The 14,820-nt window shown below is 57.2% G+C and carries 14 protein-coding genes and 1 pseudogene; 3 read left to right on the top strand and 12 right to left on the bottom strand.

Annotated features, from left to right (window positions below; translation table 11 throughout):
• Together AC1D17_RS24685 and AC1D17_RS24690 are read left to right on the top strand one after the other, a co-directional pair.
• Positions 1-1,172, top strand: a pseudogene (locus AC1D17_RS24685) (hypothetical protein); the annotation flags it as partial.
• Positions 1,173-1,183: 11 nt separating this feature from the next.
• Entirely contained in the window at positions 1,184-1,345 is a 162-nt protein-coding gene (locus tag AC1D17_RS24690; protein ID WP_477567927.1) for a hypothetical protein, read from the top strand.
• A 190-nt stretch (positions 1,346-1,535) separates the two neighbouring features.
• Here the strand turns inward: AC1D17_RS24690 and AC1D17_RS24695 are convergent, their stop codons facing one another.
• Together AC1D17_RS24695 and AC1D17_RS24700 are read right to left on the bottom strand one after the other, a co-directional pair.
• Entirely contained in the window at positions 1,536-2,120 is a 585-nt protein-coding gene (locus AC1D17_RS24695; protein WP_477567928.1) for a glyoxalase superfamily protein, read from the bottom strand.
• Between the two features lie 228 nt (positions 2,121-2,348).
• The gene (locus AC1D17_RS24700; RefSeq protein ID WP_477567929.1) at positions 2,349-2,873 is read right to left on the bottom strand and encodes a DinB family protein; all 525 of its coding nucleotides are present in this window, start codon (positions 2,871-2,873) and stop codon (positions 2,349-2,351) included.
• Between the two features lie 67 nt (positions 2,874-2,940).
• Here AC1D17_RS24700 and AC1D17_RS24705 point away from each other — a divergent pair, with 67 nt between their 5' ends.
• Positions 2,941-3,573 (top strand): TetR/AcrR family transcriptional regulator, encoded by a 633-nt coding sequence (locus AC1D17_RS24705; protein ID WP_477567930.1) that lies wholly within the window; start codon positions 2,941-2,943, stop codon positions 3,571-3,573.
• 114 nt (positions 3,574-3,687) lie between these two features.
• On the opposite strand, the gene AC1D17_RS24710 is transcribed toward AC1D17_RS24705, so the two are convergent.
• The 10 genes from AC1D17_RS24710 to AC1D17_RS24755 form a co-directional block, all read right to left on the bottom strand.
• Positions 3,688-5,712: a type IV secretory system conjugative DNA transfer family protein gene (locus tag AC1D17_RS24710; protein ID WP_477567931.1), complete on the bottom strand. Its 2,025-nt coding sequence runs from the start codon at positions 5,710-5,712 to the stop codon at positions 3,688-3,690.
• Positions 5,709-6,737 (bottom strand): P-type DNA transfer ATPase VirB11, encoded by a 1,029-nt coding sequence (gene virB11 / locus AC1D17_RS24715; protein ID WP_477567932.1) that lies wholly within the window; start codon positions 6,735-6,737, stop codon positions 5,709-5,711. The genes AC1D17_RS24710 and virB11 overlap by 4 nt, the downstream gene beginning before the upstream one ends.
• Positions 6,703-7,956, bottom strand: a complete 1,254-nt coding sequence (virB10, locus tag AC1D17_RS24720) for a type IV secretion system protein VirB10 (protein ID WP_477567933.1) — start codon at positions 7,954-7,956, stop codon at positions 6,703-6,705. Before virB10 ends, virB11 begins: the two co-directional genes overlap by 35 nt.
• Complete coding sequence (gene virB9, locus AC1D17_RS24725) at positions 7,956-8,768, bottom strand: P-type conjugative transfer protein VirB9 (RefSeq protein WP_477567934.1); 813 nt, start codon at positions 8,766-8,768, stop codon at positions 7,956-7,958. Before virB9 ends, virB10 begins: the two co-directional genes overlap by 1 nt.
• Complete coding sequence (locus AC1D17_RS24730; protein WP_477567935.1) at positions 8,768-9,460, bottom strand: VirB8 family type IV secretion system protein; 693 nt, start codon at positions 9,458-9,460, stop codon at positions 8,768-8,770. Before AC1D17_RS24730 ends, virB9 begins: the two co-directional genes overlap by 1 nt.
• A gap of 33 nt (positions 9,461-9,493) precedes the next feature.
• Entirely contained in the window at positions 9,494-10,507 is a 1,014-nt protein-coding gene (locus AC1D17_RS24735) for a TrbL/VirB6 family protein (RefSeq protein WP_477567936.1), read from the bottom strand.
• An 8-nt stretch (positions 10,508-10,515) separates the two neighbouring features.
• The gene (locus tag AC1D17_RS24740; RefSeq protein ID WP_477567937.1) at positions 10,516-10,728 is read right to left on the bottom strand and encodes a hypothetical protein; all 213 of its coding nucleotides are present in this window, start codon (positions 10,726-10,728) and stop codon (positions 10,516-10,518) included.
• Entirely contained in the window at positions 10,718-11,419 is a 702-nt protein-coding gene (locus AC1D17_RS24745) for a type IV secretion system protein (RefSeq protein WP_477567938.1), read from the bottom strand. The genes AC1D17_RS24740 and AC1D17_RS24745 overlap by 11 nt, the downstream gene beginning before the upstream one ends.
• 9 nt (positions 11,420-11,428) lie before the next feature.
• Positions 11,429-12,511, bottom strand: a complete 1,083-nt coding sequence (locus AC1D17_RS24750; protein ID WP_477567939.1) for a lytic transglycosylase domain-containing protein — start codon at positions 12,509-12,511, stop codon at positions 11,429-11,431.
• A partial coding sequence (locus AC1D17_RS24755; protein WP_477567940.1) for a VirB4 family type IV secretion/conjugal transfer ATPase occupies positions 12,508-14,820 on the bottom strand: 2,313 nt, incomplete at its 5' end. The genes AC1D17_RS24755 and AC1D17_RS24750, both read right to left, overlap by 4 nt.

Genomic DNA, 14,820 nt, shown 5'->3' on the forward strand with positions numbered 1-14,820 from the left:
ATATGGAGATGACCGATCGCCGCGATCGCGCGAGCGCCCCCAGCTATTCGAAGAATCAGGCTCGTCCGGTGAACACAATCGGTCGCACTGAGCACGAAGGGACCAGTGCTGCAGCTGAGCGGCGTTACCATGCCAAACGATACGATCGATCCAATCATTCAGCAACGGCCCACAGCCAGGCCTATATGCATAAGGCACAGGGAGAGTGGCGGGAAATCCTGCAATCTCGGGAGCTCGGGGCGCAACAGGAATTCGTCCGCTCGCAGATCGTTCGGCTGAAGGAGGTCAGGCCCTCGGTAGGGAGCCGCGATACGGTTCAAGAAGCTGGAAATTCCGGCTCGCAATTTCGAACACATTTGGTAAAGTTGGCAGAGCTTGTTTCTGAGGGTGATGAGATGCGCCACATGACGCGATCGGAATTCGAGGCTTATGAAAAGCGGGTCGAGACCGCACTCTTCCAGGCAGAAAAAACCATGCCGCCTGGGGAGCGCAAGGATTTCGAGGAGATTGCGCAGGCGGCACGCGAGCATGTCAATGTTCGTCGTGAGATCGTTGAACTGCTCGAGGTCCGTGGGACGCCGGGAATGTCGGATCAACGATCCCGGGAACGGGGTGCCGACGGCCAGCAGGATGACAAGCAACGCTGGAGTGACGCGGTCGAGAGACACGGATTCGCGGCGGCCGATGCCGCAAACAGAGCGCTTCTCGATATCGAGAGAACACGAGAAGCGATTGAGCGGAATGCGACGGAAAAGCCTGACGATGTACCGGCTTTGAAGAGAGAGCTGGACATACACATCACCAAGGCGGCGGAGCTCGGTGCGTCCGGGAATGGCATTATTCGCGAGGTGGCCGAAATCGATGACGACCTGAAAACCGCGCTGCAATCGCTCGAACGGGATCGTCAGAAGCGTGAGAATGAGAAGTCGTCCACAAGGGCGCAATCCGACGAAGTTGCCAGTGCCAATACGCCCAATGGAGGGCGCAAGCAGTCCCGGCCTGATGATCGTGATGCCCAAGGTCAGGAAAGTCCGAAGGACGGTGCGTCGCGGCATGAGACCGGCGATACGAGCAAGAGCGATCCGGCAAAACAGCATGTTCCTCGCCTGGAAGAAATTCAACGCGAGACGAAAGAGCGGAACGAACGCGACCACGATGAGCGCGAACGGTAGGAGGCATTGTAATGCGTGACGAAAGACGGATCATAGTGGTCGAGGAAGACCGCAAAAGCAGCGAGGGATGGGGTAAGATGTTCGGGACGACATTCCTTATCGTCATGGCCTTAGCATTGGTTGATCGCGGTTTTACAGTGGCGTGGGCAACCGTGGCGGCATGGCTCAATTGAGATTTGTCTTGGACGCGTTCGGAGTGGCTTTGCGCACATTTGCCTACCTCCCGGCTCATTCGCGGAAGTCCTAACTTTCGCGACAAAATCGCTGGCGCTGATTTTCTAGGAAATAATCTGTCGCAAAACTCRCTCGCAAAAGTCAAAGTTTCGCGACTGAGTTTTGCGACAGATTTGGTCGTGCAGTCGGCTATGCGGCCTGCTTCACCGCAATGTCCTTTTCGTGCAGACCCCAAATATGCCCGAATGGATCGAAGATGGCCGCCAGACGATGGCCGTTATCGGCTATTCCAACTTTGTCTCGGACGGTAGCTCCAGCGGCAACCGCTGCCTTCAGAACAGCCGCCGCGTCGTTCACCTCTAAACGAACGATCGTGCTCCCGGCCCCCTTCTCCTTCAGAAAGAATGGGCCGCCGCGCGACGGATCAGCTTCGCGCCGTGGGTTCGAGCCGCAAATAGTGAGCCGTTGTCCCCCAAGATTCAGTTCAACGGCCATTATCTCACGGTCTTGAAGGTAGTGTGTTTCCGTCTCAACAGCGCCGAACGCGGCTTGGTAGAACAAGGAGGCTTCCTGCTGTCGGCCATGTTCAACAAAAAGCGTGAAGCTCAGTGACGTCTCGTTGTCGCTGACAGCCTTCAACACATTCCACTCAGAAAAGCCAAACTGGCGGGCCACAATTTCAAGGCAGGCGCTATGCGACAACTCGATGTGCTGTTCGGCCAGAGTTTTGCGCAAGGCTTTGGCCATAGATTTCGAGCGAGCAAAGACACTCATGGTTCATCCCTTTCCGGGGCGTGATCAATGTCAGTGCTCGCATTGCTGACGGCCGCCCACAAGGGTCAACCCATGACGATTGTGCATTCACCATTCCCAAAGGAGCGAGCGGCGGGCTGCACGGCCGACTCAAATGGTAGCTCGTTCGTGGTCGAGGTCAACCGACGCTTGGCGATTCTATAGCAAAAGTCAGGATTTCCGCGACAAAAATCAACGTAAGCGTATCCTTCAGGCCGGAACGGGCTGCTTGCCGCCCTGCTGCCGCCGCGCCGGTTCGGCCTGGTGAAGATAGACAGCAAACGTGTCCCATGGCGGGGTGATGGAAAGTTGCCAGAGAACGCGGCCAACCTCGCCCCGGTGATAGCCTCCATGCAAAGCAACATGGGTTAGCATTTCCTCGCGCGTCATAAAGCCCTTGTCGCCATCGGTGAAGGTGAAAGCCACGGCCTCCGAAAGGGTAGTGGGAGAGATTGTTTGAAGGTAATCGAGATACCATTGGTCGGAGGACACAACGGCGGTCCGTAGCTTGTCCAGTGCCGGCGTTTCCTCAAGATTGTCGGACGTGAACCCATGCGGAACGCCTTGCAAATGGCCGGCGAAGATGCGCGAGACCACATAATAATGGCTGATCAGGCGCAGAGCTGTTTGAAGCTCTGTTCCGTGTTTTTCGTGATCAACGCTTTCCAGCTTGTTGAACAAGTCCGCATTGGCCCAAGCGTGATAGTCGTAGAGCGTCTGAAGCAAGGTGTTCATTGCCACCGATCCTTTCGAGGTTTAGAAATGTGAGCATTTCCTACACATTCTGTACGGAGCCGGTTTTTTGTCTACTCGCATTGCAAAACGTCAATCCGTCATGCGCAAGGAGCCGCAACAGGCCCGGTCCCGCGCAACTGTCGAAACGATCGTTCAGGCCGGTGCTCGCATTCTGAGCGATGAAGGATGGGGAGGGTTCACGACAAACAGGGTCGCGGAACTGGCTGGCGTCAGCATCGGCTCTCTCTACCAGTATTTCCCCGACAAGCTCTCTTTGGTCGATGCGATCCGCCATCGTCATCTGGATGACAGCATGGCGGTTATGCGGACGGTCCGCGCGGGCGGAATATCGCCGGCAGAGTTCGCGGAGCAGCTGGTCCGGGCCGTGGTCGCGGCCCACAGCGTATATCCGGGTCTGCACCGCGTGCTGCTAGACGAAGCTCCCAGCTCCGAAGAGTATCGAAACCCGCACAGCGAATTCGAGATCGAATATCTCTCCTATTATGCCGAGGCCGTCGCCACATACCGTAAACAACAGCCTGCCGATCATGTCGCTGCCCGCTTGATTTCAGACGCTATTGACGGGGTGATCCATAATGCGGCGCGGCGCGGCGCCATCAACGACCCGGCAATGCAGGGAGAGCTAGCCCGCTTGATCACACTCTACCTCGCAGAGCCCAGCCAGACTCGCGAATGTTAGGCCTATTACAGCGATTGTTTTACGACTGACATTTGCGACATTGCAAAATGGACTTTTGCGCGGACGGCAATCGTTGCTACGGGCGCATAGGGTATCTACCGGCCTTCGCGCTCCTTAGACAAGGCCCAGTTCGGCTGGGTCTGGGACAGTCTGCTTCAAAATCTCGGCGATGCTTTGTCTGCTTCGTGATGAGACGCCTTCAGCCTGTGTTAGCTTCGCATCGATCGTCGCGCGCAGACGTTCGGCGGTAGGTTTTAGTCGTGCCTGTATTTTTGCGGCTGCCTTATCCGTTGTATCGCCTGGCCCTGCAGTGAACCCCGAGTTCAACTCCTTGCCTCCGTTTGTGACGGGCGCCAACTGCAACGCCTTGGCTACAACCGTCGGCGTTTTTCCAGCATTAGCGTGGTCCGCAGTTAGTCTTTTTTCCTCTTCCGCCGACGTCGAGACGCATCCATACCCTTCACCAATCGCCGGAACCTGTAATAAGGTGACAAAATCCGCTTCTGGGACAATGGGCTGGTTATCAGCAGAGAATTGTGCCGCGCTTTTAAATGCGGCCAGTTCATGGAAGCGGAGCTTTTGTCCGAATATAGCTCGCTGCCCCTCGACGAGCAGCAGCATCCGGTCCTGCGGCATCTGGCGAACTTCCTGCGGCATCATCAGGTCGCGTTCGCGGATCTGTTCAACTCTCGTCCGGCGCGGCAGTCCCATCAATTCTAAAGTCCGAGATTCCGACTTGTACCGGATGGTCTTCTTGCCGAGCGCGCGCGAGGCATACTCGGCGGTTGCCTGGTCGTTGGCACCGAGAATGAGCTGCAGTCCACAGTTGCCGAGGAGGGAATGGCGGGATGTTTCGCCGTAGATCTCATCCAGACTTTTAAGATCTTGGATAATGAAGGCCATCTTGATGTTGTAGCCAGCGACATAGGGGAGCTTGTTCATGATCTCGTCCATCCTCTTCAACTGCCGAAACTCATCCAGCAGAAAATAAGCCGGCAAAGCACCTGGATCGAAGTCGCGAGTCAGCAGGTCCATGCTTTGCTGGACAAACAGGGTGAGGAGAGGCCGAAGAATGGTCACATCGCTGATGTTCGGTGCAAGATAAATCGAAACTGGCCGCCGGCGCATCGAAGCGAGGTCGATGTCGGTGACTTTGGTCGCCGCAATCACCCGCTCGTTGCGAAAGGGTTGCATCGCCTTCTGGATATCGAGGAGCGCGGATCGAGCTGCACGTTCATTGAGGGAAATGTAAGCGTTGAAGCTATCCGTGGTGAATCTCGATAGATCCGGCTCCTTCTCCTTGATCAGCTTCATCAGGACCTGGAGGTCAACGCCTGCGTTGAAGATGCTGTTGACCTCACCGAGGTTGCGACGGTTCCGGTAGTGGCTGCTTTCCAGCACATAACTGATGACCCCAGCTATGACCTGTTGAGCAGTTCCCTGCCAGACGGCATTGTCTGAGCCGAGCGTTTCTGGAATGAGAATGCTAGCCATGTTCTGGATGTCGATCGTACGGCTGCCGCGATCTTGCCGAACGAAATCCATCGGGTTCCATCGATGCGTTTTTGAAGCCCCCGGCGAAAACAGGAAGACCTGGTGCCCGTTCGCCTTTCGATAGCCCGCGGTTTGCTGGTAGATCTCGCCTTTCAGATCGGTGACGACCATCGATCCCGGAAACATCAAGGCATTCGGGATGACATAGCCGACGCCTTTTCCGGATCGGGTCGGGCCAATGACGAGATGATGCCGATCATCGAGCCGTCTCAGTATATTGCGGCCCATTCTGCCGAAGATGTGGCCCTGCTTGCGAAACCACTTTCCGCGCCTGATCGAGGCAATGTCCTGAAACGCCGCGTCTCCCAGCGGGTTGGAAGGACGGCTTAAGCCGAAAATTCCGGCTCCCGTGGCAAGGGCAAGTGCGGGAAGGAGCGCGCCTAAGGCAGCGATCTGGAGTGATCGATTGTCCGAATAGAGCCAAAGTTGCTGTAGCGGCGCAAACGGGTTGGCTGTCACGGTCAGTTGCAGGACGCGGCTGTCCTTGTAGACAAACTGCAGGATCAAGGCATAGCCGATGATCCACACTGCCACAGCGATGAGGCCGCAAAACAACAGATAAGCGGCAAGGTATGTCCTGCTCATGCCGTGTGCCTTGCGTAGTAGATTTCGGAGACGCCCCTGCGGCCACCCTCGCGGCGCAACTGGATGACAACCGGGATCACCATTTGGATGTAGGACATCAGATCCTGCTTGGAGTAGCCTGCCGACATTCCGCCTTGTTGCACCATCATGGCAAGCTGTTCGTAGGCGCCGAGAGGCGTGTCCGCATGAACTGTCGACATGCTGCCTGGATGACCGGTATTGATCGCGCGCAGAAAGGCGAAAGCCTCGGATCCCCTGATCTCACCTACGAACAAGCGATCGGGCCGCATCCGGAGCGATGCCTCGAGGAGCGACTGGATCGTTACTTGTGCGGTGCCCTGATCGCCCCGAGAGGCCAGCAGATGGACGGCGTTTTTTTGCGGCGGGAAGAGTTCGCGCGTATCCTCCAGGGTTAGAATGCGCTCGAACGGATCGATCGTCTTGAGGCAAGCATTGAGAAAGGTTGTTTTTCCAGTGGATGTTCCGCCGCTGATCAGGATCGAGACCCGCTGCCTGAGGGCCGATTGGATGAACTCATAGATGCGCTCCCCTCTAAGATGTTCGATGAGGGCCTGTTCGACATCGGTAAGACCACCAACGGCCACCGACACCTTCTCCAGCGAGCCATTGTCTCGATATTCTTCGAGGGTGAAGTCACTCGTCACCTGCTTGCGGATCGAGATGGCGCCACCATCGGCCGCCGCCGGCGGCAGGACGATCTGGATTCGCTCACCCGTCGGCAAGGCTGCTGATAGAATGGGGTTTGCCCGGCTGATGAACTGATGTGTCGCACCAGCGACCCGTTCACCGATGTTTTCGATCTCAGCCATTGTCAGGGCTGGTAGCTCATGATGCTCCATCACCTCGGCGCCGAGCCGTTCGATATAGACGTGCCCTGGCCGATTGACCGAGATTTCCACCACTGTCGGATCGGACAGWAATGTGGAAAGGGGGTCAAGCGATCGCCGCAGGAAATAGTAGGGACTATGATCAGCGGCTTTGATTTTGGCGGATGCCTCGCTCATGCTTGATTTCCTTCAGCGCTTCCTCGACCGGGTCCGGATACATGGCGGAGAAGTCGAGGTCCTGGCGGACATAGACGAAGATGCGCTCGCCTTGGTGAACGCTGATCGTCGGGGGAATTTTCAGGTTCTCCGCCAGTGCCTGGTTGGCCATGTCGGAAAAGGTCTGTGCGATCGTCTCGCGGGCGAGTTCTGCAGCGCGATCGGAATCTGTCGATCCAGCGTTGCCGCTGCCGGAACTATATTGGTTGCTGCCATAGCCTGTCAGATAGGAGGAGCCCGCGCCGACAATCGAAAGCAGGATTGCCGATCCGAAACGTTCCCGCCATTTGTTGTCGACAAGTCCTGTCAGGCCGGATCGTCCCAGGCTGTCGGTGCCGATGCTGTTAAGTCGAACCGTCACGCCGTCGTCTCGCAGCAACCGYGTCCAGATGACAAAGATGCGTTTCTGTCCACGCGTGACCTCGGACTGGTATTCGCCGATGAGCCTTGTTCCGGTCGGTATCAGGATGCGCCGGCCGTCAAATGAGTAGACGTCCTGTGAAGTGATAGCGCGAATCTGACCAGGCAGGTCGCTATTGATCGCTGTCTCGAGAATGCCGGGTATCAAAGTTCCTTCGGGGATCATTGCGTCGATGCGTTCGATCTGCCGGGCTTTGGCAGATCGGTCGCCGATCGCTGAAGCGGACGCTAGAAACTTGCTGTTGCGATCTTCCCCTGCCACCGTCGGTCCGCCCTCGGTGCCGGCTCCCAATGTGTCGCCTCCATTTTCGGTCTTGGTTGAGTCGATCACCACTTGTTTGGATAAAAAACGTTTCGGAAACTCCTCGACCTTTTCAGGTTGAACGACTGGTTCATCATTGGTTTCTGCTATGCCCGGAGGAGCGGGAACCTCGAATTTCGTCGTGTCTGAAGTTTGTTCCTTCTCTTCCTCGACAGGGGGATCAGGCAACTTGATGATCGGCTCAGGGTCCTTTTCAGGCTGCTTCTCACCTTCGCGAAGAAACGATGGCGGACGGAAGGTCGTGGTGGTGAACTCTTCGTCACCTCTGACGCTCTCCGGTCTGCGTTGCTCCGGCGCAAACACGACAACATAAGCCAGTGCCGCTCCGCCAAGAAGGAGGGCAGTCCCGCCCAGCAGTTGCTTTCGGCGGGCGCGCTTGTCTCTGACGTCGACCTCATCGCCGACAAGCATCGCTTCGAGTTCTGGAGACCGCTGCATCAGTTTCCACTCCTTCGACGTGTTTTTGCCTTATCGTCCAGGCTCGGTGCCATAATATCGGGGTCGGGTGCCCCGAAATCCGGCTTTCTCAAGTTGAAGATGCAGGTCCACTGATTGCCGTCACGCAACGTGTATTGGGTCGCGGTCCCATCGACGACGATGTAGTCCCCCTCACGTCGGAAGTTCCGCAAGGTCTCTGAGAAATCAGCGTTGACAGCAAAGATCGCCGGCACGGTCGCGCCAAACTTGAAAAATGTCTTTTTGCCGTCGTCGAACACCATCGAGGGCTTGAGCTTTCCGTCGCCGGAAAAAGAGTAGTCGATATTGACGTTGGCCTTGTCGATGCTCGCCATGTTTGGATTGGCGGCCCGCGCCTCGGCCTCTTTGCGAAGCGAGGCGTTGAGATCTTTTTCAGGGTAGACGAAGCGGATGCCGAAGACCTTCTTGCCGTCCTCGGGCGGGTAGTCATTGAGCTCGAGATAATAGATCCGCTTTGTCGTCACCACATTCATATTCGTGGTGACCTGTTTGGCTTTGGGTTTGACGAAGAGAATATTGCCCTTGTCGGTCGGGACCACATCCCAGCTTTCGGTGTCGCCGAGCGCAACGGTTTCGAACTTTTCGTCCTCGTCGAAAATGATCATTGTCGAAATGCCATAGGTGGCAAAGACGCGCACAACGTTGTTCGGCTGATAGACGACGCTTGTGACCCTTGGATCGAGCCGGCCAGACGCTGGTGTCTGTGCAGCGAAGGCCGTAGGCAACGATCCGACCGTCGCAAGAGCGCCGGCGAGAAGAATCCGAGGGATCATCAGCGGCTGCCCTCGGTTACAGTCTCCTGATCGCGGCGATAGTCGTAGACCTGAAAGCCGAGCGGATTCTCAAAACGCCATTCATTGGTCGCCGGGGTGTCGGTATAACGATACCGCACGACAGCGATCCAGTGACGGGGAAGGGATTCTGTTTCCGATTGCTCGACAGTGGTGAAACGGACGATCCCGGTGCTTGTATTGGGAAAGGTGACCGAAGCGATTTCCGTCGTTACCCGCTTGTTGCGCCCGTAGACTCTTGCAGGGTTCTGTGGATTGGCAGCGCTGTAGAGCTCCTGCAATTGGCGCGCCGCGTTGCCAGTCGACAGAAGGGCCGCAATGCCGAAGTTCTGCTCGATGGAAAAGGGATCATAGCCTTCGCGCGAGCGGATATAGCGGACGATATTGGCCTGGGTAATGGCCTGCTGCTCGGTCAGGTTCGTCGGCCTTGTGAGTCCGGTCTTGACCTCGACATAGCCTGTGTTCTTGTCGACCTCCACAATATAGGGTTCGAAGCTCTTCAACGGCACCAGCATGGCCAGTGTTGCAAGGCTCACGAGCGTTATTGCGCCGAAGATGGTGGTGACAAGCCATGCGAGCGCTCGCGATCGTTTGGCTTTCTTGACGACTTCCTGTTCCCAGATGTCGCCGCTCTGGTAATAGGTTCGCAAGCGTTCGTCATTCGTTTCTGCCATTGACCCTCATGCCCTTTGGATGTTTTGGCCTGCTTATGCAGGCGTACTGTTCTGGGTGATCTTCGTCTGCATCGCGGCCTTGGTGCCGGAGCTGTCATTGTCCCCACCGGATCGATAGCGGTCGCGAAGGGCTTGACCGCCGCGGTAGGCCGAGCGTCCAGCGGATGCTCCTCCGCTCAATACTCCCAGCCCCAAGCTTTTTGTTGCTTGGCTGGCGGCTGTCCCGATTCCCGCGCTGATGCCGCCTGCGATCCCCTGGCCAATCGACTGGATGTACAGCATGACAAAGGCACCGGCGGCGCAGAGGAGCAGGAAGCCGGCGATATCGGCGAGCGTGAGCGTTCTTGAGCCGCTCGCCGCGTCGATCTTGGTCAACTCCGGATTCATCGCGGCGATCAGGAATGAGGCAACGACATAGATAAACAGAGGGATCAGTGCGTAGGTGAGGACCTGGTTGAACCACCCGACGCCGTAGCCGCGTGTTCGCTCGAAAAGCATGCAGGCGATAAAAATAGGCGCGGTCCCGATCAGAACCCATAGCATGACTTTGGCCAGGATCAGGATCGCCAGTGCGACGGCTATGAAAATCCCCGCGCCGACCATGATCAACACGCCGATCATGCTCGGAAGGATCGAAAAATAGCCGGATTGCTCGGCAAATGCTGACGCCGCCTGATTGGCGGTACGCCAGATCTGCGACAGTCCGTTGGTGGGTTCGGTTATTCCTGTTCCGGAGGCAGCCAGGATTGCACGGCCCACGTCTTCGGGCGTGTCATTGATCCACTGATAGAGCAGATTATTGAAATTCGCCCATGAACTTACGAGGGCGAGAATGATCATCATCCGGACGATGCGGCCGACAATCTCTGACACACCGATACGCGCTGTGCCAAGAAAGAGCTGCAGACCATAATAGGCAACGTAGGCAACGAGCATGATCTGCAGCAGCGGCATGATCTCTTGGCCGACGACAGTGTAGGCCTGCTCGGAAAATGACGTTCCCGAATCCTCGATGCGCTGGAGCAGGTCACCCAGAAAGTCTTCCATAGCCGCCCCTATTTGAACCCGATCGCGRCAAAGGCGGCGGCCGGGTCGTTGACGCTGCGCATCGGCCCACAGCTTTGCCGGCGATCGTCTGCATAGGACGTAAGCTCCGCCGGCCGCTTGCACGGGGCAGTCTTTTCCTTGACGGTCCCGCAGCCGGTCAGAAGCGCTGCTGCAATCAGAAAGCCGAGAAGAGGAAATCGCGAGGGGAGCTTAGTCGCCATAGGCGAGTGCTTTTTTGCTGTTGGAGATGTCGGTCAGGCGCCGTTGATTATCCGCCTGAAGGGACGAAACCGCCCCGTTCATGACGCCGATCATTTCGTTGAGAGTCAGGCCGGATTGCACCTGCAACTGCGTGTTCTGGTCGATAGATCCCTTGATGTCCTCGGCCGTGCCGATCTTTTGCCCGGCCGCCTCGAAAGCACTGCGTCGCGTTTCCGTGGCCTTTTGCGATCCGTTGATCAGCGCGGAAACGCCAAGGACAGTGTTGACCAGTTGCTCGTAGGATTTGTCGCCGGAGAAATCGCTGTTTTCCTTACCGGACAGCGACTTCACCAACTGCAGGCCATTGATGAAAGTCGTCGCGACTTTGGAAATGTCACCACTCATATTGCCGAAGTCGGGAACGCCGCCTTTGATGAGGCTGTCGAGGGAAGGCATCGAAGCGACGCTGAAACCCTGGCCGATGGCGAGGTTCTGCAAAGGTTGAGACGTGCTGCCTCTGTCACCGGTCACGGCCTTCAGGGTGTCCTCGACAGTTTTCAGGATGTTCGAATTGGTGTCGAGGATCTTGGTGGTCGTGTCCGCTGTTTGTTTGGCAATCTCGTAGTTTTTCTTGTCGATCACCGGCACATCAGCATGGGCGACGCCAAGCGGCAAAAAGGCGAGCGCAGCAGTCACTTTCAATAGTTTCATGATTGGCTCCTATTGTGGTTGCAGCAACAACTGCACGTTCGAGGCAGCTTCCCGCTTTTCGATGCAGGCTCGTTGCTCGGGATCCCAGATGAGGTTGAGCTTTGGGTCGCACAGACCGGTGATGTCCCTGGGCTGGTCCTCATCCTTGTCGTCCGATGCCGATTGCGAGGAACTCGACAGGTTGGACGTCGTAACAGTGTTGCGTGCGTTGATGAGGTCGGCCATGGCGGTGGAGAGCTTGATGACGTTGTTCATCATTTCCAGATTGGCGTTGCGCGCTGTGGAATTGTGGTCCCAACTGTCCTGAATGGTTCCGGTCTGGAGGCCCGCCAATTGCTGATACCAGCTTCCAACGTTCGAAAGACTTTCCGAGGTGGCTGTCGTCGTGCCCATGGCGTTCAGCGTTGAGTCCCGCATGCCGGTATAGGCCGTCTCGCCACCACCAAAATTGAGTGGAATACCGGATTTGTCGGAGCCGCCGAACGCCGGCAGCCAATCCTGCGTGATGCTGCGCACGTACCCTTGCGTTTCCTTGAAGGGAGGTATGCCGCCATATTTGTTGACGTTGCCGGCGCCGGAATTATAGGCGGCAAGTGCCAGGGCCACATTGCCGTTGTAGCGCCGCAGCTGCTGCTTGTAGTACCGGGCACCACCGCGCAGGTTCTCTTCGATATTGTTCTCGTTCACACCGAGTTCGGCCGCAGTCCCAGGCATCAATTGCGCCAGGCCAGTGGCGCCCATGCCGGATTTGGCGCAAGGGTTGAACCGGCTCTCCTGATAAACCAGCGCCAGAAACTCGTTTTCGTTGACGCCCTCTTCTCGTGCGACACGCCGGACGAGGCCGGAGATTTCTGAGTTCTGCTGCGCCGCGCCAACCGGATCGTTCCGCCGGGATGGCCGGTACATGGAGCAGGTGACCGAGGTGTTGATTGTGTGGCGATCCTTGTCGGTCGTCTCGATTTTGCGTGTTGTCTCGTCGCGTGTGGTGTCTTCCTGGAGAATTGTGTCATCGATAACGGGCACGTCGGCCCAGGCAAGACCCGGAACCTCGAACACCGCGACAGCGAGCAAGGGAAGGGCGAAACGCTTCATGGCCATGTCTCCCAACCGCAAAATTGAGGAAGCCAGGCGAGAGGGTCATCACCCAGCGCATCTCGCAGGCGCGCGCATTCCTCGATACTTTCCTTGCGGCCGGACAAGACCTTGACCATGTCCGGCATGGCGTTGAGATCAAGCCTTGCAATGACGCTGTCATTGCCGTGTTTGATCAGGAGCGTCCGCTTTTCCGGGGGTGTCGTTCGGATGAAGTTGAACTCCTTCACCGTCAGGCCGAAGCGCCTGATGTAACTTTCTTCGTCCGCACGCGGATTGGGAAAGTGGATGTTGGTCGACGACTGCTCGATCAAGGTGTGCGATGCCGGCGCCCGCGCGATATCGGCCGCCGACTGGGTTCCGAATCCGACGATGCCATTCAGCTTGCGGATCGTCTTCATCTTGTCGACGATAAAGTCGCTGAACGTCGTATCCCGCAAAAGGCGCCAGCCTTCGTCCATGAAGATCATCACCGGTCTGCCGTCGAGAAGCTCGTCCAGACGGTGAAAAATATACATGAGCGCGGGCGTCCTGACCTCCTCGTTGTCGAGGATGCTGGTCATGTCGAACCCGAATATCTGTCGCTCAGAGAAGGTGAGAACGTCGTGCTGGGCATTGAAAAGCCAGGCTTTCTCGCCATCGATCCAGGGTCGGAGCCTGGCGTTCAGGTCATTCGGTCCCGCGCGGGCGCGCCCGATCACGAGGCCTGAGAGGTTTGAAAGGTTCCGCTGCGATGCCGGCTCCTGCATCAGCCTGAGCAGTGCCCGTTCGAGGATGTCTTCCTCTTCCTGGTCGAATTCCTTGCCATCACCGTGCCGGAGCATGGCTTTGAGCAAGCGATGCAGAAATTCACGGTTCGGACCGGTGTTTTCCAGCTGGAGCGGATTGAACCCGGACGATGTCCCGGGCGTCAGCACCTCGTAGGCACCGTTCATCGCCCGTACGAAGATCTCGCCGCCTCGGTCCTTGTCGAAGAAGACGGCTTTCGGGGCGGGGCGAACGCGAAAGGCCTGTGCCAGCAGAAAGGTCAAGACGACGGTCTTGCCGGAGCCAGTCGGTCCCGTCACGAGGAAATGGCCGATATCCCTGCGGTGGAAATTGAACCAGTAGGGTGTCTGGCTGGTCGTCTCCAGGATGGTAATCGGCGTGTGCCAATGCGTGCCGTCCGTCTGGCCGCTTGCAAAGTTGTGCATGGACGACAGGCCGGCATAATTGGCGCTGGATAAAAGCGCCTTTCGGGCGATGTAACTATGGTTGCCGGGAAGCTGTGCCCAGAAGCCGGCCTCCAGATTGAGGTCCTCACGCAGCCAGTTGATGTTCATGTCCGTCAGGCAGGCGCCGAGGTCGGATACGGATCTGTTGATCCCATCCAGATCGCGTGAAAGGCATAACAGTGTCATGTGGTGGAGGCCGAACACCGCCTCCTGGTTCAGAAGGCTGTTCAGGGCAAAGTCGATATCGGTCTCAACGTCGCTGCCGGCCTCGTCAGACGCTGCGATCTGGCGTTTCAGCCGCGAAATACGCTCCTGCGCGATCGGCTTGTCGGTGATGGTGAAGGACTGGGTCAGAATAAATTCGTGATTGACCTGCAGCAAGCCATCCAGCATGCCAGGACCGGTGAAGGGAGGATACTCCTTGATCGACAGCATCGCGCCGAACCGATCATCCTCCTTCACCGGTCCCTGCGCCTGCATGGTCCGCCGAGAGAAATGCAGGCGCGAGCTCCCGATATAGTTGGAGATGCTCATACGGGGCAGGCGCATCCGCCGGGGAATGCCGCAGCTCAGGATCGTCTGGAAGAACTCGCAGGGTTCGGAATACGGTTCGTCCTTGCGATAGGCAATTCCAAGGGGGCGTGCTGCATATTTCTGCAGATCCTTGCAGATGTTGCCGACAAGCTCTTCGTGCTCGCTCACAGACTCTCGAAGCTGATCATCAGCCGCATCGCGCGACCCCGCCTTGTCAATGAGGCGCCGCGCCTTGTCGCCGACAGCCAGCGCACCGCGCATTCCCGATCGGATCACCGTGAGGTAGAGCTCATTGGTGAACATGCGTTTTTCGCTCAACTGCGCCATGTAACGGCGATTGAGCAATTCGCAGAAAGGATTGTCGAATTGGCCGTCCAGATGACTATCGACCTGACGCCGGATCACAGTTGACCAAAGTGAATAGCGGCTGGAACCGAGCGCCCTGATCATCGTATTTTGCACAACAGACCGCATATTGAGTTCGGCCTGATCCTCGGTCTGAAAAAACAGCCCATTGAGGCGAATGACCGAGAGCAGGGCGCCACTCTCCAGCTTGACGAC

The organism is Pararhizobium sp. P1_E7 (assembly GCF_056405855.1).

What these genes read in the sequence shown, in the direction of transcription:
- AC1D17_RS24700 (WP_477567929.1), bottom strand. Translation starts at nt 2,873, where the DNA reads ATGAACACCTTGCTTCAGACGCTCTACGACTATCACGCTTGGGCCAAT.
- virB9 (WP_477567934.1), bottom strand. Translation starts at nt 8,768, where the DNA reads ATGATCCCTCGGATTCTTCTCGCCGGCGCTCTTGCGACGGTCGGATCG.
- AC1D17_RS24750 (WP_477567939.1), bottom strand. Translation starts at nt 12,511, where the DNA reads ATGAAGCGTTTCGCCCTTCCCTTGCTCGCTGTCGCGGTGTTCGAGGTT.
- AC1D17_RS24690 (WP_477567927.1), top strand. Translation starts at nt 1,184, where the DNA reads ATGCGTGACGAAAGACGGATCATAGTGGTCGAGGAAGACCGCAAAAGC.
- AC1D17_RS24745 (WP_477567938.1), bottom strand. Translation starts at nt 11,419, where the DNA reads ATGAAACTATTGAAAGTGACTGCTGCGCTCGCCTTTTTGCCGCTTGGC.
- AC1D17_RS24710 (WP_477567931.1), bottom strand. Translation starts at nt 5,712, where the DNA reads ATGAGCAGGACATACCTTGCCGCTTATCTGTTGTTTTGCGGCCTCATC.
- AC1D17_RS24735 (WP_477567936.1), bottom strand. Translation starts at nt 10,507, where the DNA reads ATGGAAGACTTTCTGGGTGACCTGCTCCAGCGCATCGAGGATTCGGGA.
- AC1D17_RS24730 (WP_477567935.1), bottom strand. Translation starts at nt 9,460, where the DNA reads ATGGCAGAAACGAATGACGAACGCTTGCGAACCTATTACCAGAGCGGC.
- AC1D17_RS24695 (WP_477567928.1), bottom strand. Translation starts at nt 2,120, where the DNA reads ATGAGTGTCTTTGCTCGCTCGAAATCTATGGCCAAAGCCTTGCGCAAA.